Source organism: Agromyces marinus (assembly GCF_021442325.1).
GTDB classification, from domain to species: domain Bacteria; phylum Actinomycetota; class Actinomycetes; order Actinomycetales; family Microbacteriaceae; genus Agromyces; species Agromyces marinus.
In genome coordinates, this window is sequence record NZ_CP087879.1 from 1,080,726 (window position 1) to 1,104,205 (window position 23,480).

Sequence of the window (23,480 nt, forward strand, 5' to 3'; positions counted from 1 at the left end):
GCCGGCCGGGCGTCAGATGTGCCAGTCGTGCAGTCCGCGCGCGGCGTCGGCCGTCGCGGGGGAGAGGGGCTTCGCGACCGCCGGGATGCCGACGAGGAGCGAGTGCGCCGGCGCGCCGCGGGTGACGACGGCGTTGGCCCCGATCGCGCTGCCCGCGCCGATGACGATGTCGCCGAGCACCTTCGCGCCGGCGCCGACGGTCACGCCGTCGCCGAGGGTCGGGTGCCGCTTCGCGCCGCGGGGTGCGCCGCGAGGCGCCTTCCCGCCGAGCGTGACGCCGTGGTAGAGCATGACGTCGTCACCGACGACGGCGGTCTCGCCGATGACCACGCCCATGCCGTGGTCGATGAAGAAGCGGCGGCCGATGGTCGCGCCCGGGTGGATCTCGATGCCCGTCAGGAACCGCGTGAGCTGCGAGAGCACGCGCGCAGGGAACCGCAGCAGCGGCGCGGCCCACATGCGGTGCGCCACGCGGTGCGACCAGATCGCGTGCAGGCCGGAGTACGCCACGACGATCTCGAGACGGTTCCGCGCTGCGGGGTCGTGGGATCGGGCGGTCGCGATGTCTTCCCTGAGCCGGCCGAGGATTCCCACCGGCCCAGTCAACCAGATCCCGCGCCGCCCGTTCAGTCGAGGAGGCCCTCGTACAGCACGGTCGACAGGTACCGCTCGCCGTAGCTCGCGAGGATGACGACGATGGTCTTGCCGGCGTTCTCGGGGCGCTGGGCGAGCTGCGTCGCCGCGTGCACGGTGGCGCCCGACGAGATGCCGCCGAGGATGCCCTCCTCGACGCCGAGTCGGCGCGCGGTCGCGACGGCCTGGTCGATGTCGACGTCGATGATCTCGTCGTAGACGTCGCGGTCGAGGATGGAGGGCACGAAGTTCGCGCCGATGCCCTGGATCTTGTGCGGTCCGGGCTCCCCGCCGTTCAGGATCGGCGACTCGAGCGGTTCGACGCCGACGATCTGCACGCCGGGCTTGCGCTCCTTGAGCACCTGGCCGACGCCCGAGAGCGTGCCGCCCGTGCCGATGCCGGAGACGAAGATGTCGACGCCGCCGTCGGTGTCGTTCCAGACCTCTTCGGCGGTCGTGCGGCGGTGGATCTCGACGTTCGCGAGGTTGTCGAACTGCCGTGCGAGGATCGCACCCGGTGTCTCGGCCGCGAGCTGCTCGGCGCGCGCGACCGCGCCCTTCATGCCCTCGGATCCGGGCGTGAGGACGAGTTCCGCACCGTAGGCGCGAAGGAGTGCGCGACGCTCCTTGCTCATGGTCTCGGGCATGGCGATCACGACCCGGTAGCCGCGCGCGGCGCCGATCATCGCCAGCGCGATGCCCGTGTTGCCGCTGGTGCCCTCGACGATGGTGCCGCCGGGCTTCAGCTCGCCGGAGGCCTCCGCGGCGTCGACGATGCCGACGCCGAGCCGGTCCTTCACGCTGGCCGAGGGGTTGTAGAACTCGAGCTTGGCGAGCACGGTGGCGCCGGCGCCATCCGTCACGCGGTTCAGCTTGACGAGGGGCGTGCGCCCGAAGACGTCGGTGATGTTCTCGTAGACCTGGGCCATGGTTCCGCTCTCTCTCGCGCCGGGGTGGTGCCGTCGACCAGCTTACGAAGGGTGGCAACGTGCGGACAGTGGGTTACATTCCATTGCGTGAATGCAACGCCCGGTGCCGCCGCCCGTCCGCTCCGCGAGATCCGTCGGGAGATCGTGCGCGAACTCGGTGCGGCGGGCGTCGTCGACCCCGAGGTCGACGCCGATCTGCTGCTCGGTCACGTCCTCGGGCTCTCGCGCGGCGGGGTGCAGGCGAAGCTGGTCGTCGGCGGCGAGGTCGGTGAAGCGGATGCCGCGGTGCTGACCGGACTCGTCGCGCGTCGGGTCCGGCGTGAGCCGCTGCAGCACCTGACGGGGCGTGCGGCGTTCCGCTCGCTCGAGCTGGCCGTGGGCCCGGGGGTGTTCGTCCCGCGCCCGGAGACCGAGCTGCTCGCACAGCTCGCGATCGATGCGCTGCACGCGGCTGCCGAGCCGGAGCCGATCGGACTCGACCTCGGGTCGGGCAGCGGCGCGATCGCGCTGTCGATGGCGACCGAGGTGCCGCACGCACGGGTCTGGGCGGTCGAGAACTCGCCGGAGGCGTTCGGCTGGACGCGGCGCAACGTCGAGGAGGTCGGTGCGCCGAACCTCGAGCTGGTGTTCGGCGACCTGGCCGACGCGTTGCCCGAGCTCGAGGGGCGCGTGGCCGTGGTGGCGTCGAATCCGCCGTACATCCCGCTCGGTGCGATCCCGCGGGATCCGGAGGTGCGGCTGCACGATCCGGAGCGCGCGCTCTACGGGGGGCGGGACGGCCTGGACGTCGTCCGGGTGCTCTCGCGGCGCGGGCTCCGCCTCGCGCGTCCGGGCGGCGCGCTGATGATCGAGCACGGCGAGGCGCAGTCGGCCGAGATCGCGGCGATACTCGTGGCCGACGGATGGCACGCGGTCGCGCATCACCGCGACCTGACGGGCCGCGACCGGGTGACGACCGCGCGGCGCTGACCGCGGCGCCGTCAGGCGCGCTCGTGGCGTGCGCGAGCCTCGCGCAGCGCGGTGCGGGCGGTCCTGCGCGCGTCGCGCAACCGCTTCTCGGCCTCGCGGACGGCCTTCCGGGTCTCGCGGACCCGCTTGTCGGCGGCGACCTCGGGCGCCTCCGCCGGCTCCGGCCGGGGGTCGGCGACGGCCCCCGCATCGCGGCGTGCGAGGTAGTCGGCGATGCCGTCGAGCACTCGCTCGAGTCCGAACGCGAACGGGTCGTCGCCCTGCGCGAAGACCCCCGCGTCGACGGCGCGTCGGAGCGCCGGGTAGTCGTCGGCCGTGACGAACGCCTCGAGGATCGCCGAACGCCCGTCGTCGATCGCCTGCGGGTCGATGCCGGCGGCGTCGGCCGTCTCGACGTAGGAGCGTTCGATCGAGCTCTGCCAGCGGACCTGGCCGGTGATCAGCAGGATCATCGCGACCCGTTCCCCCTCGTCGATCGCGGCGACGCCCGCGAGGGTGTCGAGCATCGCATCCATCCAGGCGAGGTGGTTCGGGGTCAGCGGGGTGCCCTGGATGGCGATGTCGAGCAGCCAGGGGTGTTCGCGCTGGATCTCGAGCTGCGCCCTCGCGAGCGCGCGGAGCCGCGCGCGCCAGTCGGCCGGGTCGAGGCCCTCGTCGGGTTCGGGCGGCAGGCCGGTGCCGCGTTCCTGCATGAGGACGAGGAGGTCGTCCTTCGAGGTGACGTAGCGGTAGAGCGACATGGGCGTGTAGCCGAGCGACTGCGCCACTCGGCTCATCGAGACGGCCGGGAGGCCTTCGGCGTCGGCGATCTCGACGGCGGCGTCGACGATGCGCTCGATGCTCATCTCGCGCTTGGGGCCGCGCTGCGGGTTCGCGGCGATGCCCCACGCGAGGGCGACGCCCCGGGGCAGGTCGGGCTCGACGGGCGGGTCGCTGCTCATCCGGCTCCAATCGGCGTGCGGGATTGCATCGAGTCTAGAACTGTGTATTACTTAAACGGCAGTGGATGTCATACACAGTTTACGTGATACACGAAAGGTGCGATCCATGACCACCGCGATCGAGGCCCGCGGCATCGCCAAGCGGTTCCGCGGCACCCGGGTCCTCGACGGACTCGATCTCACGGTCGGAACCGGCACCGTCTTCGCCCTCCTCGGGCCGAACGGCGCAGGCAAGACCACGACCATCGACATCCTCACCACGCTCGTGCGCGCCGACGCCGGGACCGCGCGGGTCGCGGGCGTCGACGTGCGCGCCGACCCCGACGCCGTCCGTGCGCGCATCAGCGTCACGGGGCAGTCCGCAGCCGTCGACGGCGTGCTCACCGGACGCGAGAACCTGCTCATGCTCGCCCGGTTGTCGGGGCTGCCCGCGCGATCCGCGAGGTCGCGCGCCGACGAACTGCTCGAGCGGTTCGACCTCACGTCCGCCGCCACCCGGCGCGTCGCGGCGTACTCCGGCGGCATGCGGCGCCGGCTCGACCTCGCACTGAGCCTGGTCGTCCCGACGCCCGTGGTCTTCCTCGACGAGCCCACGACGGGTCTGGACGCACGGAGCCGACGCGAACTCTGGCAGCTCATCCGGGAGGTGTCCGACGCCGGCTCCACGGTCTTCCTCACCACCCAGTACCTCGAGGAGGCGGACCGGCTCGCCGACCGCATCGCCGTACTCGATCGCGGGCGCATCGCCGAAGCGGGAACCGCGAGCGAGCTGAAGTCCCGCGTGGGCGGCGAGGTCGTCGTGCTCCTCGGGGCGGACGACGAGGTGCTCGCCGAACTGCCCACCGACGGCACCGTCCACGCGCTGCGCGCCGCCGTCGACGAACTCGACCGGCACGAGGCATCCGCGATCGACGGTACCCGGGTCGCGATCCGCCGCCCCAGCCTCGACGACGTCTTCCTCGCCATCACCGCGCGCTCGCGCGAACCGCGCGGCGACCACGACCTCATCGGAACGGAGCGACGCCCATGAGCACCATCACCCCGCACGCGAACCCCGCCGCGCACCCGGCCGCGCCCGCCGCGCGCCGCACCCGCCCGGCCGGCCTGACCGCCGAGGTCGTGTTCGTGCGGCGCAGCCTCACGCACACGCTGCGCGATCCCGAGGCGCTGCTCATGGCGGTGCTCCTGCCGACCATGCTCATGCTGCTGTTCACGTTCGTGTTCGGCGGCGCCCTCGACCCGTCGGGCGGCTACGTGGACTACGTCGTGCCCGGCATCATCCTGCTCTGCGCCGGGTTCGGTGCGGGCTCCACGGCGCTCTCGGTCGCGGGCGACATGACGACCGGCGTCATCGACCGGTTCCGGACCATGCCCCTGCGCGCGAGCGCCGTCCTCACCGGACACGTCGTCGCGAGCGTGCTGCGGAACCTCGTCGCGACGGCGATCGTCGTCGCGGTCGCGCTGGCCGTCGGCTTCCGGCCCACGGCGACGGCCGGCGAGTGGCTCGCCGCGATCGGCGTCATCGCGCTCTACATCCTCGCGATCACGTCGCTGTTCGCGGCGATCGGCCTGGCGGCCTCCGGCCCGGACGCCGCGAACGCGTACGGCTTCATCCTGCTCTTCCTGCCCTACCTGTCGAGTGCGTTCGTCCCGGTCGAGAGCCTTCCGACGTGGCTCGCCGGCTTCGCGCAGCACCAGCCGATCACCCCCGTCATCGAGACCATCCGCAGCCTGCTCATGGGCACGCCGGTGGGCGATCAGGCCTGGCTCGCGCTGGGATGGTGCACGCTGATCATCGTCGTGGCCGCGACGTGGGGAGCATGGCTGTTCCGGACCAGGACGGGCAGGCGCTGAGCCGGCGGACCCCCGCCGAGCGTGCGAGAACGGATGCCGCGTGCCGCCGCCCGCACGCGGCATCCGCGCCGCCCAGCGCCGCCGATGCTCGCGCGTCTAGAATCGAGCGGTCATGACACTCATCCACGACTGCTCGGTCGAATCCGACCTCCTCGCCGGCATGCGCCTGGCCCGCCGCGCCATCGGCAGCGGCGAGCTCGTCGTCATCCCCACCGACACCGTCTACGGCGTCGCCGCGGACGCGTTCAGTCCGGCCGCGGTGCAGCGCCTCCTCGACGCCAAGGGTCGCGAGCGCACGTCGCCGCCGCCCGTGCTCGTCCCGGGCATCCCGACGCTCGACGCGCTCGCGTCCGAGGTGCCCGACGCGGTGCGCGCCCTCGTGGCCGAGTTCTGGCCCGGCGGGCTCACCGTCATCCTCCGCGCCCAGCCGTCCCTGCAGTGGGACCTCGGCGAGACCCGCGGCACGGTCGCCCTCCGCATGCCCGACCAGCGGATCGCCCTCGAGCTGCTCTCCGAGACCGGTCCGCTCGCGGTGTCCTCGGCGAACCTCTCCGGAATGCCGTCGGCGACGACCGCACAGGACGCGGCCGACATGCTCGGCGACCGCGTCGCCGTCTACCTCGACGGCGGCGCCGCCGGAACGGCGTACGACGCGATCGGCGAGCGTCCCGGCGACACGTCCTCGACCATCGTGGATGCCACGGGCCTCGGCCCCGACGGCACGGGCGCGCTGCGCATCGTCCGCGCCGGGGTGATCTCCCGCGAGCGGATCGCCGCGGTCGTGGGGGAGGAGGCACTCACGCCCGAGGGCGCGCCGGAGGCGGCGCCCGGGGATTCCGGCGTCGCGCCCGAGGCATCCGCCCCCGCCGCCGACGACGCATCGGCGGAACGCACGGACCCCGGCGCGCCATGACCCTGTTCGTCGCGCTCGCACTGCTCACGGCGATCGTCACGTACGTCGGATCCCTCGTCGTCTGGAAGCTGAGCCTGAAGTTCCGGCTCTACCCGAAGATCCGCGAACGCGACGTGCACACCCGGCCGACGCCGAGACTCGGTGGGGTCGCCATGTTCCTCGGCATCCTCATCGCCTTCGGCGCGGCGGCCTGGATCTCCTCGCTCGGCATCGACCGGTTCGCGAACCTGCGGATCGTGTTCCAGGACCCCTTCCAGGTCCTCGCGATCCTCCTCGGCGCCGGCCTGATCGTCGCGATGGGCGTCGCCGACGACCTGTGGGACCTCGACTGGCTGACCAAGCTCGCCGGCCAGTTCATCGCCGCGGGCCTCATCGCCTGGCAGGGCGTGTCGATCGTGTCGCTGCCGATCGGCGGCCCGGACGGCGGCATCACCGTCGGCTCGGCGTGGATGAGCGCCACCGTGACCGTGTTCACGATCGTGCTGGTCATGAACGCGATCAACTTCATCGACGGGCTGGACGGCCTGGTCGCGGGCGTGGCGCTGATCTCGAACGGCGTGTTCTTCCTCTACTCCTACCTGCTCGTGCAGCAGACCTCGCCGAACAACTACTTCAACCTCGCGTCGCTGCTGGCGGTCGTCGTCGTCGGGGCGTGCGCGGGGTTCCTGCCGTTGAACTGGCACCCGGCGAAGCTGTTCATGGGTGATGCCGGCGCGCTGCTGGTCGGGCTGCTCATGGCGACCTCGGCGATCGCGGTCACCGGCCAGGTCGACCCGTCGCAGCTCGGCACCGACGAGCTGTTCCCGGCGTTCATCCCGATCATCATCCCGTTCGCGGTGCTGCTGATCCCGTTGCTCGACTTCGGGCTCGCCGTCGTGCGCCGCCTGCGCGCGGGCAAGTCGCCCTTCGCGGCCGACCGCAAGCACCTGCACCACCGGCTGCTCGACATGGGGCACTCGCACCTGCATGCGGTGCTGATCTTCTACGGCTGGACGGCCGTGGCATCCTTCGGCTGCTTGCTCGCGTTCGTCCTGCCGGTGTACTTCGGCATCGATTCGGGCTGGGCCTTCCTCTTCATCGGGGTCGGCTTCGTGATCCTCGCAGCCCTCACGCTGGCGCCGCTCGGCCGGCGCAAGCGCCAGACCGTCGCGGCCGAAGCGGATGCCGCGGGCACGCCGTTCCCCGCGGGCCACGACGAGCTGGCGGGCACCTCCCCCCGAACCGCCCCCGAACGCCCGGCGACGGGCGAACACCCCACAGGAGCAAGATGACCCCCGCACCGCGCGATCCGGCAGACCGGACGCCGACCTCGAACCCGATCCTCCGCCGAGCGCTCGTCTGGGGCGGTGCCATCGCGGGCGGCATCGCGGTCGTCGGCGGGCTCGTCGGCTACCTCGTCGCCGGGCCGGAGGGGCTCGTGAGCGCCCTGGTCGGCACGCTCATGGCGGTCGTCTTCATGGGCATCACGGGCGCGAGCATCCTCCTCGCGAACCGGTACGCGAACTCCGACCTCTTCGTCGGCGTGTTCTTCGGGATCGTGCTCGGCGGATGGATCCTGAAGTTCATCCTCTTCATCGTGCTCGTGGTCACGCTCCGCGGGGTGGAGCAGCTCGATCCGGTCGTGCTCTTCCTCGCGATCGTCGCCGGTGTGATCGGGTCGCTCGTGGTCGACGTGCTGGTCGTCGCGAAGTCCCGGCTGCCCTACGCGAGCGACGCGCAGCTGCCGCCGCCGCCGTCCGACGACTGACGCGGACGCCGCGACGCGCCTGCGAGCGGGCACGCCCCGGTCGGCGCCGACTTCTACAACGTGTGGCGATTCGGTCTGACGGCGAAGTCTTGCTAGAGTAATGGAGATCCCCCACGGTTCCGCCCCCTGCTCCGGCATGGGTACCGGACCGTTTCCATGTTCGTCGACGCGAGAGCTCCGCTCCACGCCCCGAAACAGGAGAAAGCGCTGCTAGCTAACGCTGCGAACCTGCTGGTTCCGACTGAAACCACTGATGGTGAATTCCACGGGCCGTCGATCGAGGAATTCTTCCCCGGGCCGATCTTCCTCGAGGGCACCCCCTTCGAGATGAGCCGCATCACGCTGGTTCAGCTGATCGCGGTCGCCGCCCTCCTGCTGGTGTTCTGGGCCGGCACGCGCCGCATGCGCGTCGTGCCCGGTCGCTTCCAGAGCGTCGTCGAGATGGGCCTGGACCTCGTCCGCGTCAACGTCGCCGACGACCTGCTCGGCAAGAAGGACGGCAAGCGGTTCCTGCCGATCCTGACCACCATCTTCTTCATGGTGCTGTTCATGAACATCACGGGCATCATCCCGTTGCTGAACATCGCAGGCACCTCGGTCATCGGCGTCCCGCTCGTGCTCGCGATCGTGTCGTACGTGACCTTCATCTACGCCGGCATCAAGGCGAGCCCGAAGAACTTCTTCAAGAACTCCCTGTTCCCCTCTGGCGTCCCGTGGCCGGTGTACATCATCGTCACGCCCATCGAGCTCATCTCGACCTTCATCATCCGGCCCGTCACGCTCACGCTGCGACTGCTGATGAACATGATCGTCGGGCACCTGCTGCTCGTGCTCTTCTTCGCTGCGACGCAGTTCTTCGTCTTCCAGCTCGGCGGCTGGTACGCCCTGCTCGGCGTCGGATCGCTGGCATTCGGCCTCGCGTTCACGGTGTTCGAGATCCTCGTCGCCGTCCTGCAGGCCTACGTCTTCACGCTCCTCACCGCGGTCTACATCCAGCTCGCGGTGGCGGAGGAGCACTGAGCCAGGGCAACCGCCCGAAGAAACCCCAAGAAAGGAAACCCTAACGTGGACGCAACCACCGTTCTCGCTGAGATCAACGGCAACATCGCAACGGTCGGCTACGGCCTCGCCGCCATCGGCCCGGCCATCGGCGTCGGCATCGTCGTCGGCAAGACGATCGAGGGCGTCGCTCGCCAGCCCGAGCTGGCCGGCCGCCTGCAGGTGCTGATGTGGATCGGTATCGCCTTCACCGAGGCGCTCGCCTTCATCGGTATCGCGACCTACTTCATCTTCACGAACTAGTCCTTTCCGCACCCACTTAGAGGAGGCCACTGTGCTTCACGCAGTACTCAGGGCTGCGACGGAGGGCGAGTCGGGGCCGAACCCGGTCCTCCCGGCCATGTACGACATCGTCTGGTCGGCGGTCTGCTTCGTCATCATCCTCCTGTTCTTCTGGCGCTACGCGCTGCCGCGCATGCAGCAGCTGCTGGACGAGCGTGCCGAGGCGATCGAGGGCAACATCGCGAAGGCCGACGAGGCCCAGCGCAAGGCCGAGGCGGCGCTCGAGGAGTACACCGCCCAGCTCGCCGACGCGCGAGCCGAGGCCGGTCGCATCCGCGAGACCGCCCGCGAGGACGGCAAGAAGATCGTCGCCGAGGCCAAGGACCAGGCGTCGGTCGAGGCGGCACGCATCAGCTCGAGCGCGCAGGCCCAGATCGAGGCCGAGCGTCAGTCGGCCCTGGTGTCGCTGCGCTCCGAGGTCGGCACGATCGCGATCGACCTCGCTTCGGGAGTCGTCGGCGAGACCCTCTCCGACGATGCCAAGGCCAAGGCCGTGGTCGACCGCTTCCTCGCAGACCTCGAGGCGTCCGAGCAGGCCGCCGCAGGAGGGAAGAAGTAGTCCATGGGCAGCGCTACGAGAGAGGCCCTGGCCGGCACGCGAGCCGAGCTCGCGACGCTCGGCGGGGCCGAGCTCCCGGTCGCAGGCGACCTCCTCGCCGCGACCCGGGTGATCGCCGCGACCCCGCAGCTGCGGACCGCGCTCACCGACAACGAAGCGGATGCCGCGCAGAAGACCGCGCTCGTCGAGCGCGTCTTCGGCGACCGGATCGCGCCCGGCGCGGCGAAGCTCCTCGTGAGCGCCGCGTCGCGTCGGTGGTCGAGCCAGGCCGACTTCCTCGACGGCGTCGAGGAACTCGGCTTCCGCGTCGCTGCAGACGCCGCGGGTGACGCCGAGGTCGATGCCGAACTGTTCGCCTTCCAGCGCACGGTCGGCTCCGACGCCGAACTCGAGCTCGCGCTCGGTTCCAAGCTCGGTTCGACCGACGCGAAGGTCCGACTGGTCGAGCGACTGCTCGCGCCCGTCGCCTCGCCCGCGACCACGCTGATCGTGCGTCACCTGGTGCAGTCGCCCCGCGGGCGCCGCACCGGTGAGATGCTGCGGGATGCCGCCGCCGTGGTGGCCGACCAGCGCGGCTTCGACGTCGCGACGGTCACGACCGCCGTCAGGCTCGGCGACGACCAGTTCGCCCGACTCGAGCGCACGCTCGGGGCCCAGGCCGGACGACGGGTCCGCTTCGACGCCATCGTGGACCCGACGGTCCTCGGCGGCATGCGGGTCCAGATCGGCGACGACGTAATCGACGGCAGCGTCGCCAGCCGCCTCAGCGAGCTGAGGCAGAAGCTCGCCGGCTGACGCCGGCCGACAACGACCGGCGTCCTGCGCCGCGACACACCAGTAGCTGTACAAGCGGTACAGATCAGGGCCCCGCCCTCAGAAAAGGAAATGGCAATGGCAGAACTCTCCATCAGCCCCGACGAGATCCGTTCGGCTCTCTCGGAGTTCGCCCGGGACTACGAGCCGGGCGCGGCGCAGAAGACCGAGGTCGGGTACGTCACCGACGCGGCCGACGGCATCGCCCATGTCGAGGGCCTGCCCTCGGTCATGGCGAACGAGCTCGTCAAGTTCGCGGACGGGACGCTCGGCCTCGCCCTGAACCTCGACGAGGACGAGATCGGTGTCGTCGTGCTCGGCGAGTTCACCGGCATCGAAGAGGGCATGGAGGTGACCCGCACGGGCGAGGTCCTCTCGGTTCCCGTGGGCGAGGGCTACCTCGGCCGCGTCGTCGACCCGCTCGGCGCGCCGATCGACGGTCTCGGCGAGATCGCTTCGGAGGGTCGTCGTGCGCTCGAGCTGCAGGCGCCCGGCGTCATGCAGCGCAAGTCGGTGCACGAGCCGCTGCAGACCGGCATCAAGGCCATCGACGCGATGATCCCGGTCGGCCGCGGCCAGCGTCAGCTGATCATCGGCGACCGCCAGACCGGCAAGACCGCGATCGCGATCGACACCATCATCAACCAGAAGGCGAACTGGGAGTCGGGCGACCCGACCAAGCAGGTCCGCTGCATCTACGTCGCGATCGGCCAGAAGGGCTCGACCATCGCCTCGGTGAAGGGTGCGCTCGAGGACGCCGGCGCGATGGAGTACACGACCATCGTCGCGGCCCCCGCCTCCGACCCCGCGGGCTTCAAGTACCTCGCGCCGTACACCGGCTCGGCCATCGGCCAGCACTGGATGTACGACGGCAAGCACGTCCTGATCATCTTCGACGACCTGTCGAAGCAGGCCGAGGCCTACCGCGCCGTGTCGCTGCTGCTGCGTCGCCCGCCGGGCCGCGAGGCGTACCCGGGTGACGTCTTCTACCTGCACTCGCGCCTGCTCGAGCGTTGCGCGAAGCTCTCCGACGAGCTCGGCGCCGGCTCGATGACCGGCCTGCCGATCATCGAGACCAAGGCCAACGACGTCTCGGCGTACATCCCCACGAACGTGATCTCGATCACCGACGGCCAGATCTTCCTCCAGTCGGACCTGTTCAACTCGAACCAGCGTCCGGCGGTCGACGTCGGCATCTCGGTCTCCCGAGTCGGTGGCGACGCCCAGGTCAAGTCGATCAAGAAGGTCTCGGGCACGCTCAAGCTCGAGCTCGCGCAGTACCGCTCGCTCGAGGCGTTCGCGATGTTCGCATCCGACCTCGACGCGGCCAGCCGGCGCCAGCTCGAGCGCGGCGCGCGACTGACCGAGCTGCTCAAGCAGCCGCAGTACTCGCCGTACCCCGTCGAGGAGCAGGTCGTCTCGATCTGGGCCGGTACCAACGGCAAGCTCGACGAGGTCCCCGTCGAGGACATCCTGCGCTTCGAGCGCGAGTTCCTCGACTACCTCGGCCGCAACACGTCGGTGCTCTCGGACCTCCGCGAGACCAACGTGCTCACCGACGAGACCGTCGCGACCATGGAGTCGTCGGTCGACTCGTTCAAGCTCGAGTTCCAGACCGGTGAGGGCAAGCCCCTCGCCTCGGTCGGCAGCGAGAAGTTCGAGGCGATCGATGAGGAAGAGGTCGTCCAGGAGAAGATCGTCAAGGGTCGCCGCTAGTCGCTTTCCCCGTGCCCGGGGCTCTCGGCGCGGTCGCCATCAGGCCGCACGCAGAGCCTCGGGAACAGGAAACCAGGACACAGGAGAAACATGGGAGCGCAGCTTCGGGTCTACCGCCAGAAGATCAAGTCGGCGCAGACGACCAAGAAGATCACGCGAGCGATGGAGCTCATCTCCGCCTCGCGGATCCAGAAGGCGCAGGCGCGCGTCGCAGCGTCCACGCCGTACTCCGACGCGATCACCCGCGCCGTCTCGGCGGTGTCGAGCTACTCGAACGTCGCGCACGTGCTCACGACCGAGCCCGAGCAGGTCGACCGCGCCGCGATCGTGATCTTCACCTCGGACCGCGGCCTCGCGGGCGCGTTCAACTCGCAGGTCCTCCGCGAGGCGGAGGAACTCGCCGAGCTGCTCCGCAGCCAGGGCAAGCAGGTCGTGTACTTCCTCATCGGCCGCAAGTCGGTGGGCTACTTCACGTTCCGTCGCCGCGACTACGAGCGCAGCTGGATCGGGGGCACCGACAACCCCGAGTTCGAGACGGCCAAGGAGGTCGCCGAGGCCGTGCTCGAGGCCTTCCTCCGGGACAGCGCTGACGGCGGAGTCGATGAGATCCACATCGTCTACAACCGGTTCGTCAGCCGCATCACCCAGGTGCCGGTCGTCACGCGCCTGCTGCCCCTCGAGGTGGTCGAGGCCGACGATGAGCCGGCGCCCACGGGCAAGCCCGACGTGTTCCCGCTCTACGAGTTCGAGCCCGACGCGGAGACCGTCCTCGACGGGCTCCTGCCGGTCTACATCGAGAGCCGGATCTTCAACGCCATGCTCCAGTCGGCCGCAGCCAAGCACGCGGCGACGCAGAAGGCGATGAAGTCGGCCACCGACAACGCCGACAAGCTCATCACGGACTACACCCGACTGGCCAACGAGGCCCGTCAGTCCGAGATCACGCAGCAGATCGCAGAAATCGTGGGTGGAGCGGACGCGCTCTCCTCCGCCAAGTAGCCCAGATTCATCCAGAAGGAAGAGGACATGACTGACACCGCTACCGCGCCAGTCCAGGACAAGGCGGGTTCCGTCGGCCGCATCGCGCGCGTGACCGGGCCCGTCGTCGACATCGAATTCCCGCACGACTCGATCCCGGAGATCTACAACGCCCTCAAGGCGACGATCACCATCGGCGAGGAGTCGACGGAGCTGACGCTCGAGGTCGCCCAGCACCTCGGCGACGACGTCGTGCGCGCCATCGCGCTCAAGCCGACCGACGGCCTCGTCCGCGGCCAGGAGGTCCACGACACCGGCGCCGCGATCTCCGTGCCCGTCGGCGACGTGACCAAGGGCAAGGTCTTCAACGTGATCGGCGAGGTCCTGAACGCCGCTCCCGGCGAGACCGTCGAGATCACCGAGCGCTGGCCGATCCACCGCAAGCCGCCGAGCTTCGACCAGCTGGAGTCCAAGACGCAGCTGTTCGAGACCGGCATCAAGGTCATCGACCTGCTCACCCCGTACGTGCAGGGTGGCAAGATCGGCCTCTTCGGCGGTGCGGGCGTCGGCAAGACCGTCCTCATCCAGGAGATGATCCAGCGCGTGGCCCAGGACCACGGTGGTGTCTCGGTGTTCGCCGGTGTCGGCGAGCGCACCCGTGAGGGCAACGACCTGATCCACGAGATGGAGGAGGCGGGCGTCTTCGACAAGACCGCCCTCGTCTTCGGCCAGATGGACGAGCCGCCGGGGACGCGTCTGCGCGTCGCCCTCTCGGCGCTGACCATGGCCGAGTACTTCCGCGACGTGCAGAAGCAGGACGTGCTCCTCTTCATCGACAACATCTTCCGCTTCACCCAGGCGGGCTCCGAGGTGTCGACGCTGCTCGGCCGCATGCCCTCCGCGGTGGGCTACCAGCCGAACCTCGCCGACGAGATGGGCATCCTCCAGGAGCGCATCACCTCGACGCGCGGCCACTCGATCACCTCGCTGCAGGCGATCTACGTGCCCGCCGACGACTACACCGACCCGGCGCCGGCTACGACGTTCGCGCACCTCGACGCGACGACCGAGCTCTCGCGTGAGATCGCGTCGAAGGGTCTCTACCCCGCGGTCGACCCGCTGACCTCGACGTCGCGCATCCTCGACCCGCGCTACCTGGGCGAGGACCACTACCGCGTCGCGACGACCGTCAAGCAGATCCTCCAGAAGAACAAGGAACTGCAGGAGATCATCGCCATCCTCGGTGTCGACGAGCTCTCCGAGGAAGACAAGATCACCGTCTCCCGCGCCCGTCGCATCCAGCAGTTCCTCTCGCAGAACACCTACATGGCGAAGAAGTTCACGGGTGTCGAGGGTTCGACCGTGCCGCTGAAGGACACGATCGAGTCGTTCGACGCCATCGCCCGCGGTGACTTCGACCACGTCGCCGAGCAGGCCTTCTTCAACGTCGGCCCGATCTCGGACGTGGAAGAGAAGTGGGCGAAGATCCAGAAGGAGAACGGCTGAGCATGGCCAGCCTCAACGTGAGCGTCGTCTCGGCCGACCAGGAAGTCTGGTCGGGCGAGGCGGCCATGGTGGTGGCGCGCACCGTCGAAGGCGAGATCGGCATCCTGCCGGGTCACGAGCCCATGCTCGCGATCCTCGCCGGTGGCGAGGTGCGCGTCACCCTCCCCGGTGGTGAGAAGATCACCGCCGACGCGGAGGACGGATTCCTCTCGGTGCAGTCGGACGCGGTCCAGGTCGTCGCCTCGCGGGCCACCCTCGCCTGAGGCGGCGACGATGCTGGGGGAGCACTCGTTCGATCGGCAGTTCGGTGACCTGAGCGTCACGCAACTCGTCGTGATGGCCGGGCTGCCGGGTGCGGGCAAGTCGACGATCGGCGAGATCGTCGGTGCCCGCCTCGGCGCCTCGGTCGTCTCGGTCGACCCGATCGAGTCGGCGATCCTCCGCGCGGGGATCGACGTCGACCAGCCGACGGGGCTGGCCGCCTACCTCGTGGCCCAGCAGATCGCCGAGACTGAGCTCGACGCCGGGCGCACGGTGATCGTCGACGCCGTCAACGCCGCCGAGTCGGCGCGTCTGGCCTGGCGGGACCTCGCCGAGCGGGCTGACGTCCGGCTCCGGGTCGTCGAGGTGGTCTGCTCGGACACGGCCATCCATCGAGAGCGGCTCGAACGGCGCGAGCGCAACCTGCCGCACCTCGACGAGACGACCTGGCGCGCGGTCGAGCAGAGCCTGGACGGGTACGCGCCGTGGACGGGCCCCTCTGCCGCACTCCCGCGCGTGACCCTCGACAGCGTGCAGCCGCTCGGCGTCAACGTCGACGCAGCGCTCGCGTTCATCTCCGCCTAGTTGTTCTTCCCACTGACGTTGTGGACGCGGTCGATGGGTGCGAGGCCGCCGATCCCGGTGTGGGGTCTGTGGTGATTGTAGTGATGCAGCCAGTCGGGGTAGCTCGTGGCGCGCTGCTGGTCTGACGCGTAGTGCCGGGCGTATGCCCATTCGTCGGCGAGGGTGCGGTGGAACCGCTCGATCTTGCCGTTCGTCTGTGGCCGGTACGGGCGGGTGTACTTGTGCGTCACGTTCTCGCCGAGCGCGTCGTTGAATGCCTTCGAGCGGTAGCAGGACCCGTTGTCCGTCATCACGCGTTGCACGGTGATGCCGTGGCCGGTGTAGAACGCGTTCGCGCGTTCCCAGAACCCCGCGGCGGTGTCCTTGCGTTCGTCGTCGAGGATCTCGGAGTACACCAGGCGGGCATGGTCATCGATCGCGGAATGCAGGTACGAGTAGCCGGCCCCGGACCGGTGCTTGCGCCCTGCGGAACGGCCCAGGGTGCGCCACCCGCCGCCGTCGGGGATGCGGCCGAGTTTCTTCACGTCCACGTGCACCAGTTCGCCCGGCACGGCGCGTTCGTAGCGGACGGGCTTGGGCTTGCGGACCCGGACTCCGGTGTTCTTGTCGACCTGTCCCAGCAGCGGCACCCGGTACCGGTTCAGCACCTTCGAGACCGTCGACTGCGGCAGGCCGAGGTGGTACGCGATCCGGTGCGGACCCCAGCGCCGGTTCACCCGCAACCCGATGATGCGACGCTCGGTGCGCTGCGGCGTCCGCGACGGCGAGACCTTCGGCTTCGAGGACCGATCCTGCATCGCCGCACGCCCGCCTGCCCGGTACCGGGCGACCCACTTCGACACCGTGCCACGAGCGACCTGGAACCGTTCAGCGACACGAGCCTGTGTCCACCCGTCGTCGACGACGAGCAACGCGATCTTGATCCGCCCGGTCACGGTGAGCGCAGCACGGGCATGGGTAGCGTAGGACACGAGGACCTCCGTTGTGTCGAGTGAGTGTGGTAACCCACATCGATACCGGAGGTCCTCACCTCACCCCGTCACACCACGCTGCACACAACCACCGTGGGAAGTACACCTAGTGCTGGTCCTGCTGCCTCCGTCCGAGACCAAGCGATCGGGCGGGGAGGGCCACGCGCTGGAGTTCGCCGCGCTCTCGTTCCCGGTACTCGACGAGCCGCGCCGCACGGTCGTCGACGCGACGTGCGCGTTGGCCGCCGATCCGGACGCGATGATGCGCGCCCTCAAGCTCGGTCCCCGCCAGGCTTCCGAGGTCGAGCGCAACCTGCACCTGACGTCCTCGCCCACGATGCCCGCGCTCGACCGGTACACGGGCGTGCTCTTCGACGCGCTGGACGGCCCGTCGCTCGATGCGGACGCCCGGGAGTACGCCCGCGAGCGGGTCGCGGTGCACTCCGCGCTCCTCGGGCTGGTGGGAGCGATGGACCCGATCCCGGCGTACCGTCTCTCGCACGATTCGCGACTGCCCGGGATCCGGTTGAAGGCCCACTGGCGCGCGCGCGTCGCTGCGGCGCTCGCGGAACACGACGGCCTCATCGTCGATCTCCGATCGGAGGGCTACGCGGAACTGGGCCCTGCGCCCGTGCGGCCCGACAGCGTCTTCGTCCGGGTCGTGTCGATCGACGGCGGCGGGCGCCGACGCGCGCTGAACCACTTCAACAAGAAGGCGAAGGGGTTGTTCGCGCGAGCGCTGCTCGAGGCTCGCCCGACCCTGGCGACCCGGACGGACCTGCTCGACTGGGCGAGGACCGCCGGGTTCCGGCTCGATGCCGGGCACTCCCGGCCGGGTGCGCCCGACGAGCTCGACCTGGTCGCGTAGCGCGTCGGGTACCTCGGCCGGATTCAGGACGGTTCCGAGGTCGTCGACTCCGCTGCCGCTCCGGCCCAGTGGCAGCCGGCGACGTGGTCGTTCACCATGCCCATCGCCTGCATGAGCGCGTACATCGTCGTCGGACCGACGAAGCGGTACCCCAGGGACTTGAGGCGGCGGCTGAGTTCGGCCGATCCCGGGGTGGTCGCGGGAACCTCGGCGAATGAGGCGGGCGGCTTCGCCCGGGGCGGCGGAGCGAAGCCCCAGAGCAGATCGTCGAGCGTTCCGTCGAGCGCCAGGGTCGCCCTGGCGTTGGTGATGGTCGCCTCGATCTTGCCGCGGTGCCTGATGATGCGCGCGTCCGTGAGGAGTCGCTGGACGTCGGCTTCGGTCATCGCGGCGACGCGGACGGGGTCGAAGCCGTGGAAGACCTCCCGGAATGCGGGACGGCGCCGCAGGATCGTGATCCACGCGAGGCCCGCCTGGAACCCCTCGAGGCAGAGCTTCTCGAACAGCCGGGTCGGATCGTGCTGCGGACGCCCCCACTCCTCGTCGTGGTAGCGCCGGTACTCGGCATCCGTCGCGGCCCAGGCGCAGCGCGCGAGCCCGTCGTCGCCGACGACGACATCGCGGACCGCGTTCACGCAGCGAACCCGATCTCCTCGTGCGCGAGCAGCCAGAGCTTGGTCGGCACGCCCTGGCCGCCCGAGTACCCGGTGACCCGGCCGTCGGAGCCGAGGACGCGGTGGCAGCCGATGATGAGCGGCAGCGGGTTCGCCCCGACGGCGCCGCCGATGGCGCGCGCCGACCCCGGCCGCCCCACTGCCGATGCGAGCGCCCCGTAGGTGATCGCCTCGCCTCGCTCGAGCCGTTGGAGCTCGGTCCAGACGGCGCGCTGGAAGGGGGTTCCCGAGAGCCGGACCGGGAGGTCGAAGACCGCTCGGCGCCCGAGGAAGTACTCGTCGAGCTGGGCCCGCGCCTCCTCGAGCAGCGGTGACGGCCGCTCGGGCACGCCGTCGTGCGGGAGTGCGCCGTCTCGCTCGATCGCGAGGGAGGTGAGCGCCGACTCGTCGGCGAGGAGTTCGATGCGCCCGATCGGACTCGGGAATCGGATGAGGTACTGGTTGCCCATGCAATGAGGATAGGCCGGGCCGCCGACATCGACTGGCGGGAATCGGACACTGCGCGGAACTCCCGGATCCGGGGCGATGTGGAGGATGAGCCACGTTCCGGCGGCGGCCCGTCCTCCCCAACTCGGGCGGTGACCGGTCCGGCCACCGGAGCGGACGCGGACCCCGGGATCGATGCGCCGACGCCCAGACTGCACGCCATGACGACGATCATCCGCGCCGAAGCGGCGCACGACTTCCTCGCCCTCGTCCCGCACCTGGTCGGGTACCGACCGACGCGATCGCTCGTGTGCGTCGGGTTCGAGGGCTCCCGCACCGCGGGCGTGCTTCGGCACGACCTCCCACCGGAGGACCGCATCGACGCCGTGGCCGCGATGATGCTCGGCACGCTGTGCCGCCTCCCGCGGGTGGACGCCGTAGCCGCGGTGGTCTACGGCGAGGCCGCCTTCGACGGCACCGCGATGCCCCACCGCCGGATCCTCGAGACGCTCGCGAGCCGCCTCGAGGAGGCGGGGTTCGAGGTGCGGGACGCGCTCTGCGTCGCGACCGACGGCTGGGGATCGCTCTTCGATGACGACCTGCCCGGTGGCGGGCATCCGCTCTCGATGATCGAGCAGAGCCCGGCTGCGCGGCGGGCCGCCTTCCGCACGCGCGGAGGGCTCGCCGACTCACCGTCCGCGACGGTCCCCATCCCCGCGCCCGGACCGGAGACCGCGGCTGCCGTGCGCGAACTGCTCGACGCCCTCGGCGACCGGGGCGACCGCACCGAGGACGCCCTGGACCGGATCGACGCCGTACTCGGCACCGACAGCGATCCCCTCGTGCTCGTCGAGCGGCTCGCGGCCGGAGGCATCACGGGCGCGCCCGAGGAGTACGCGTGGATGGTGCACCTGGCGGCGAGTCCGCCCGTGCGGGACGCGATCATGCTGCAGTGCGCGTTCGGACCGCTCGTCGGAGAACTCGCGCTCGCGGCCGGTGACGTCTCCTGCCGGTGCGCCGACGGCGAGCCGTGCGACGCCGACGAGTGCGACGCCGAGGGCGCCGGCGTCGACGCGCACCCGGGCGGTGAGCGCGTCGACGGGTTGCTCGCGAGGCTCATCCTCGGGCAGAGCACGATCCGGCCCGATGCGGATCGGATCGGGACCTGCCTCGAAGCGCTGTGCGCCGCGATCGGGAGCGCGCCCGCCGGGCGGCGGTCGGGCGCCCTGTGCGTGGCCGCCTGGCTCGCGTGGGCGATCGGCCGCGGCTCGGCGGCGGGAACGCTCATCGACCTCGCCCTCGGCGAGGAACCGGAGCACTCGATGTCGCGGCTGCTGCACGGGTTCTTCGGATCCGGTGCGCTGCCCGAGTGGGCGTTCAGCGAAGCCCTTCCGAGGCCGGATCGCGGCGAGGGGCCGCCCGTCTTCGAGGGGATGTGAGGCGGAGACGCCGGAGACGCCGGGACGCCCGGGCCGTGACGGGCCCGGGCGTCCCGGTGGAACGCTCCGCGCGCTCGGGGGTCGCCGGCGCGCAGGTCGCGGTCAGAGGAGGTCGGTCGCCTCCGTGAGCACGCCGCGCAGGGTCTGCTCGATCTCGCGGAACTCCGCGGGGCCGATCGTCAGCGGCGGTGCGAGCTGGATGACGGGGTCGCCACGGTCGTCGGCCCGGCAGTACAGGCCGGCGTCGAAGAGCGCCTTCGAGAGGAAGCCGCGGAGCAGGCGCTCCGACTCGTCATCGTCGAACGTCTCGCGCGTGGCCTTGTCCTTGACGAGCTCGATGCCGAAGAAGTACCCGTCGCCCCGGACGTCGCCCACGATCGGGATGTCGAGCAGTTTCTCGAGTTCGGCGCGGAACAGCGGCGAGTTCTCGCGCACGCGCTCGTTGAGCTTCTCCTCTTCGTAGATGTCGAGGTTCTCGAGCGCGACCGCCGCCGCGACGGGGTGCCCGCCGAAGGTGTAGCCGTGGTAGAAGCTCGTGCTGCCCGACTTGAACGGCTCGTACAGCTTCTCCGAGATGATCGTCGCCCCGATGGGTGCGTACCCCGAGGTCATGGCCTTCGCGCAGGTGATCATGTCGGGCTGGTAGCCGTAGGCGTCGCACGCGAACATGTGACCGACGCGACCGAACGCGGCGATGACCTCGTCGGAGACCAGCAGGACGTCGTACTTGTCGCAGATCTCGCGAACCCGCTGGAAGTACCCGGGCGGCGGCGGGAAGCATCCGCCGGAGTTCTGGATCGGCTCGAGGAAGACCGCGGCCACGGTCTCGGGGCCCTCGAACAGGATCATCTCCTCGATGCGGTCGGCCGCCCACCGGCCGAACGTCTCGATGTCGTCGGTCGGCCCGCCCATCTCGGCCGCGCGGTAGAAGTTCGTGTTCGGCACGCGGAAGCCGCCGGGCGTGACCGGTTCGAACATCTGCTTGATCGCGGGCAGCCCCGTGATCGCGAGCGCGCCCTGGGGCGTTCCGTGGTACGCGACGGCCCGCGAGATCACCTTGTGCTTGGTGGGCATCCCGCGGAGCTTCCAGTAGTACTTCGCGAGCTTGAACGCGGTCTCGACGGCCTCGCCGCCTCCGGTCGAGAAGAACACGCGGTTCAGGTCGCCGGGCGCGTAGTCCGCGAGGCGATCCGCGAGCTCGATCGCGGCGGGGTGGGCGTAGGACCACAGCGGGAAGAACGCGAGCTCCTCGGACTGCTTCGCGGCGACCTCGGCCAGGCGGCGTCGTCCGTGCCCGGCGTTGACGACGAACAGGCCCGAGAGCCCGTCGAAGTACTTTCGGCCGTTGATGTCGAAGATGTGGTGGCCCTCGCCACGCGTGATGATCGGAACTCCGTGCTCCTCCATCACCGACTGGCGGGAGAAGTGCATCCAGAGATGGTCCTTCGCCTTCTTCTGCAGCGCTGCGTCGTCGTAGCCTGCGGTGCCGCTGAGCGGCGCTGCGTCGAGGGTCGTCATCGGATACTCCTTCCGGGCTGCCCGTTCACCGGGTGCCCCAGTTGTAGAACTGCTTCTGCAGCTTCAGGTAGACGAACGTCTCGGTGCCGATCACGCCGTCGAGGCTCCGGATCCGCGAGTTCAGCAGCGTGATCAACTGGTCGTCGTCCTCGCACACGACCTCGGCCATGAGGTCGAAGCTGCCTGCCGTGAGGACCACGTAGTCGATCTCCGGAATCTCGGCCAGGGCCTCGGCGAGGACCCGCGTGTCGCCCGTCGCGCGGATGCCGATCATCGCCTGGCGCGTGAAGCCGAGCTGCATGGGGTCGGTCACCGCGACGATCTGCATCACGCCGGCCTCGGTGAGTCGCTGCACGCGCTGGCGGACGGCGGCCTCGCTGAGGCCGACGGCCTTGCCGATGTCGGCGTAGGAGCGCCGCCCGTCGGCCTGGAGCTGTTCGATGATCGCCTTCGAGACGTCGTCGAGTTGCACCGGCCGCTGGCTGTTCGAGCGGCTTCCGTTCGTCATGCGTTCGATCATGACAGTGAGGCGCTGGTTTCACAAGGGAATCCGTCGATACTCGGTCGATTCACTGCGGATTCCATCGTTGCGGCGTGTGCCCGGGAGCGGGGCGTGCGTCCACCGGGCATGGGGCGGACACTCCGGCCGCCCGCGATGCCAGACTGGACGACATGGTCGACGGTGCGGTGCGTCGCCGGGACGAGCCCGGCGCCCGGGACTGGGACGTCGTGGTCGGCGCTCGGTTCATCGCGGCGATCGCGGCCCCGGCGAACGACCGCGTGCTGAGCGCCCTCGTCGAGCAGGCCGTCACCCCCGAGGCCGACCTCGAGGACCTCGTCGCGAGGATCCCGATGGGCTACGGCGGCGTCGAGCACCTCGCGATCGTGTGGTGGCCCACCGAGGGCGACCCGATCACCGCGATCGTCCGGGGCGACGCCGTGGTCGATCTGGTCTCCCCGGGAGGCACCAGGCGGCTGGACTCCCGCGGCATCGTGCCGTGGCATCTCGCCGAGTTCACCGCGGTCACCCGACTGCGGATCACCGGAGCGAACGCGTCGCCCGACGGCGTCCGCCAGGTCGGCCTCCGAGGGGCGCCGGTCGCGGCCGACCGCGCCGCGTTCCGCGCTTCGGCGGTCGAGTGGTCCTGGCGGGAGGCGCCTGCGGCACCCGGGACTGCGGCATCTGAGAGCGCGGATGCCGGAGCCGCGCGCCCGGCGCCCCCGGCGGGGCCGTCCCGCGCGAGCGCCGATCGCCGGCACCCACTGACCAAGGTGCCGACGATGCCCCTGGACCTCGTCGGCGACGGGGCCGACACCGTCCGCCACGTCCGCGGCGACGTCGCGGAGGCGGACACCGTGCTCACCCCGGCCGCGCGGCGCAGGGCGGGCGGGCCGCGTGAGGGCGACGTGCGAGCGGATGCCGCGGCATCCGCTCGGGCCCGCACGGGTCGCGATCGGGGCGCCTCGGCTCCCTCGGCCCCGGGCTACCGCATCGTCGGGGGCGCGACCGGCACGGTCGCCGGGTCCGTCATCATCGGCCGCAGCCCGAGTGCGCCGCGGGTCGCAGGCGAGTCCGTCGAGCTCGTGCGCGTGGACTCGCCGTCGGGAGTCGTCTCCGCCGCGCACCTCGAGCTCCGCATCGAGGGCGAGCGCCTCGTCGCGGTCGACCTGCGCTCGACCAACGGCACCGTCGTGCGCTCGCGCTCGGGTCGTCGCCGGCTCAGGTCCGGCGAGTCGGTCGTCGTCTCGGCGGGCACCAGCCTCGTCCTCGGAGGGGATACCATCGTCGAGATCCTCCCCGCGCCAGGGAGCGTCGACGCATGACCTCGATCGGAACGC

The 23,480-nt window shown here is 70.5% G+C and carries 26 protein-coding genes; 18 read left to right on the forward strand and 8 right to left on the reverse strand.

The annotated features are described in order from the left end of the window. Positions 1-12: 12 nt before the first annotated feature. Together epsC and cysK are read right to left on the reverse strand one after the other, a co-directional pair. Entirely contained in the window at positions 13-594 is a 582-nt protein-coding gene (gene epsC, locus DSM26151_RS05075; protein WP_234661333.1) for a serine O-acetyltransferase EpsC, read from the reverse strand. A gap of 32 nt (positions 595-626) precedes the next feature. After that, the gene (gene cysK / locus DSM26151_RS05080) at positions 627-1,562 is read right to left on the reverse strand and encodes a cysteine synthase A (protein ID WP_234661334.1); all 936 of its coding nucleotides are present in this window, start codon (positions 1,560-1,562) and stop codon (positions 627-629) included. Positions 1,563-1,649: 87 nt separating this feature from the next. Between cysK and prmC the strand changes: the two genes are divergently transcribed. Continuing rightward, positions 1,650-2,531: a peptide chain release factor N(5)-glutamine methyltransferase gene (prmC, locus tag DSM26151_RS05085; protein WP_407651014.1), complete on the forward strand. Its 882-nt coding sequence runs from the start codon at positions 1,650-1,652 to the stop codon at positions 2,529-2,531. Positions 2,532-2,542: 11 nt separating this feature from the next. On the opposite strand, the gene DSM26151_RS05090 is transcribed toward prmC, so the two are convergent. Further along, the gene (locus tag DSM26151_RS05090; RefSeq protein ID WP_234661335.1) at positions 2,543-3,472 is read right to left on the reverse strand and encodes a TetR/AcrR family transcriptional regulator; all 930 of its coding nucleotides are present in this window, start codon (positions 3,470-3,472) and stop codon (positions 2,543-2,545) included. A gap of 106 nt (positions 3,473-3,578) precedes the next feature. Here DSM26151_RS05090 and DSM26151_RS05095 point away from each other — a divergent pair, with 106 nt between their 5' ends. The 14 genes from DSM26151_RS05095 to DSM26151_RS05160 all read left to right on the forward strand — a co-directional run bounded on the left by DSM26151_RS05095 (position 3,579) and on the right by DSM26151_RS05160 (position 15,745). After that, positions 3,579-4,502 (forward strand): ATP-binding cassette domain-containing protein, encoded by a 924-nt coding sequence (locus tag DSM26151_RS05095; protein ID WP_234661336.1) that lies wholly within the window; start codon positions 3,579-3,581, stop codon positions 4,500-4,502. Next, a complete protein-coding gene (locus DSM26151_RS05100) occupies positions 4,499-5,326 on the forward strand; it encodes an ABC transporter permease (RefSeq protein WP_234661337.1) in 828 nt (275 codons plus the stop codon). Before DSM26151_RS05095 ends, DSM26151_RS05100 begins: the two co-directional genes overlap by 4 nt. A 112-nt stretch (positions 5,327-5,438) precedes the next feature. Further along, positions 5,439-6,239 carry an L-threonylcarbamoyladenylate synthase gene (locus tag DSM26151_RS05105; RefSeq protein ID WP_234661338.1) on the forward strand — a complete coding sequence of 267 codons (801 nt, stop codon included), beginning with the start codon at positions 5,439-5,441 and terminating at the stop codon, positions 6,237-6,239. Next, positions 6,236-7,510: an MraY family glycosyltransferase gene (locus DSM26151_RS05110; protein ID WP_234661339.1), complete on the forward strand. Its 1,275-nt coding sequence runs from the start codon at positions 6,236-6,238 to the stop codon at positions 7,508-7,510. Before DSM26151_RS05105 ends, DSM26151_RS05110 begins: the two co-directional genes overlap by 4 nt. Continuing rightward, the gene (locus DSM26151_RS05115; protein WP_234661340.1) at positions 7,507-7,986 is read left to right on the forward strand and encodes a hypothetical protein; all 480 of its coding nucleotides are present in this window, start codon (positions 7,507-7,509) and stop codon (positions 7,984-7,986) included. Before DSM26151_RS05110 ends, DSM26151_RS05115 begins: the two co-directional genes overlap by 4 nt. A gap of 156 nt (positions 7,987-8,142) precedes the next feature. Further along, complete coding sequence (gene atpB / locus DSM26151_RS05120; protein WP_407651015.1) at positions 8,143-9,006, forward strand: F0F1 ATP synthase subunit A; 864 nt, start codon at positions 8,143-8,145, stop codon at positions 9,004-9,006. A 45-nt stretch (positions 9,007-9,051) separates the two neighbouring features. Then, positions 9,052-9,288 (forward strand): ATP synthase F0 subunit C, encoded by a 237-nt coding sequence (atpE, locus tag DSM26151_RS05125; protein ID WP_108390493.1) that lies wholly within the window; start codon positions 9,052-9,054, stop codon positions 9,286-9,288. A gap of 31 nt (positions 9,289-9,319) precedes the next feature. After that, positions 9,320-9,886, forward strand: a complete 567-nt coding sequence (locus DSM26151_RS05130) for a F0F1 ATP synthase subunit B (RefSeq protein WP_234661342.1) — start codon at positions 9,320-9,322, stop codon at positions 9,884-9,886. Between the two features lie 3 nt (positions 9,887-9,889). After that, positions 9,890-10,681 carry a F0F1 ATP synthase subunit delta gene (locus DSM26151_RS05135; protein WP_234661343.1) on the forward strand — a complete coding sequence of 264 codons (792 nt, stop codon included), beginning with the start codon at positions 9,890-9,892 and terminating at the stop codon, positions 10,679-10,681. A gap of 96 nt (positions 10,682-10,777) precedes the next feature. Further along, complete coding sequence (gene atpA, locus DSM26151_RS05140) at positions 10,778-12,415, forward strand: F0F1 ATP synthase subunit alpha (RefSeq protein ID WP_234661344.1); 1,638 nt, start codon at positions 10,778-10,780, stop codon at positions 12,413-12,415. A gap of 90 nt (positions 12,416-12,505) precedes the next feature. After that, complete coding sequence (locus tag DSM26151_RS05145; RefSeq protein WP_234661345.1) at positions 12,506-13,414, forward strand: F0F1 ATP synthase subunit gamma; 909 nt, start codon at positions 12,506-12,508, stop codon at positions 13,412-13,414. 27 nt (positions 13,415-13,441) lie between these two features. Next, the gene (gene atpD, locus DSM26151_RS05150) at positions 13,442-14,899 is read left to right on the forward strand and encodes a F0F1 ATP synthase subunit beta (RefSeq protein ID WP_234661346.1); all 1,458 of its coding nucleotides are present in this window, start codon (positions 13,442-13,444) and stop codon (positions 14,897-14,899) included. A gap of 2 nt (positions 14,900-14,901) precedes the next feature. Continuing rightward, complete coding sequence (locus DSM26151_RS05155) at positions 14,902-15,162, forward strand: F0F1 ATP synthase subunit epsilon (RefSeq protein WP_234661347.1); 261 nt, start codon at positions 14,902-14,904, stop codon at positions 15,160-15,162. Positions 15,163-15,172: 10 nt separating this feature from the next. Further along, on the forward strand, positions 15,173-15,745 hold the full coding sequence (locus DSM26151_RS05160) for an AAA family ATPase (protein ID WP_234661348.1): 573 nt from the start codon (positions 15,173-15,175) through the stop codon (positions 15,743-15,745). Here the strand turns inward: DSM26151_RS05160 and DSM26151_RS05165 are convergent. After that, positions 15,742-16,716, reverse strand: a complete 975-nt coding sequence (locus DSM26151_RS05165) for an IS481 family transposase (RefSeq protein WP_234660574.1) — start codon at positions 16,714-16,716, stop codon at positions 15,742-15,744. The two genes, DSM26151_RS05160 and DSM26151_RS05165, sit on opposite strands and share 4 nt — an antisense overlap. A 109-nt stretch (positions 16,717-16,825) precedes the next feature. Between DSM26151_RS05165 and DSM26151_RS05170 the strand changes: the two genes are divergently transcribed. Further along, positions 16,826-17,584, forward strand: a complete 759-nt coding sequence (locus DSM26151_RS05170; protein ID WP_234661349.1) for a YaaA family protein — start codon at positions 16,826-16,828, stop codon at positions 17,582-17,584. A gap of 23 nt (positions 17,585-17,607) precedes the next feature. On the opposite strand, the gene DSM26151_RS05175 is transcribed toward DSM26151_RS05170, so the two are convergent. After that, positions 17,608-18,219 carry a DNA-3-methyladenine glycosylase I gene (locus tag DSM26151_RS05175; protein ID WP_234661350.1) on the reverse strand — a complete coding sequence of 204 codons (612 nt, stop codon included), beginning with the start codon at positions 18,217-18,219 and terminating at the stop codon, positions 17,608-17,610. Beyond that, positions 18,216-18,707, reverse strand: a complete 492-nt coding sequence (locus DSM26151_RS05180) for a methylated-DNA--[protein]-cysteine S-methyltransferase (protein ID WP_234661351.1) — start codon at positions 18,705-18,707, stop codon at positions 18,216-18,218. Before DSM26151_RS05180 ends, DSM26151_RS05175 begins: the two co-directional genes overlap by 4 nt. Before the next feature lie 198 nt (positions 18,708-18,905). Here DSM26151_RS05180 and DSM26151_RS05185 point away from each other — a divergent pair, with 198 nt between their 5' ends. Further along, positions 18,906-20,123 (forward strand): DUF4192 domain-containing protein, encoded by a 1,218-nt coding sequence (locus DSM26151_RS05185; RefSeq protein ID WP_234661352.1) that lies wholly within the window; start codon positions 18,906-18,908, stop codon positions 20,121-20,123. A 102-nt stretch (positions 20,124-20,225) separates the two neighbouring features. Here the strand turns inward: DSM26151_RS05185 and DSM26151_RS05190 are convergent, their stop codons facing one another. Next, positions 20,226-21,641 carry an aspartate aminotransferase family protein gene (locus DSM26151_RS05190; RefSeq protein ID WP_234661353.1) on the reverse strand — a complete coding sequence of 472 codons (1,416 nt, stop codon included), beginning with the start codon at positions 21,639-21,641 and terminating at the stop codon, positions 20,226-20,228. Positions 21,642-21,666: 25 nt separating this feature from the next. Beyond that, positions 21,667-22,149, reverse strand: coding sequence for an Lrp/AsnC family transcriptional regulator (locus DSM26151_RS05195; RefSeq protein ID WP_234661354.1), 483 nt, complete (start codon positions 22,147-22,149; stop codon positions 21,667-21,669). A gap of 164 nt (positions 22,150-22,313) precedes the next feature. Here DSM26151_RS05195 and DSM26151_RS05200 point away from each other — a divergent pair, with 164 nt between their 5' ends. Further along, complete coding sequence (locus tag DSM26151_RS05200; protein WP_234661355.1) at positions 22,314-23,465, forward strand: FHA domain-containing protein; 1,152 nt, start codon at positions 22,314-22,316, stop codon at positions 23,463-23,465. Positions 23,466-23,480 lie beyond the last annotated feature (15 nt).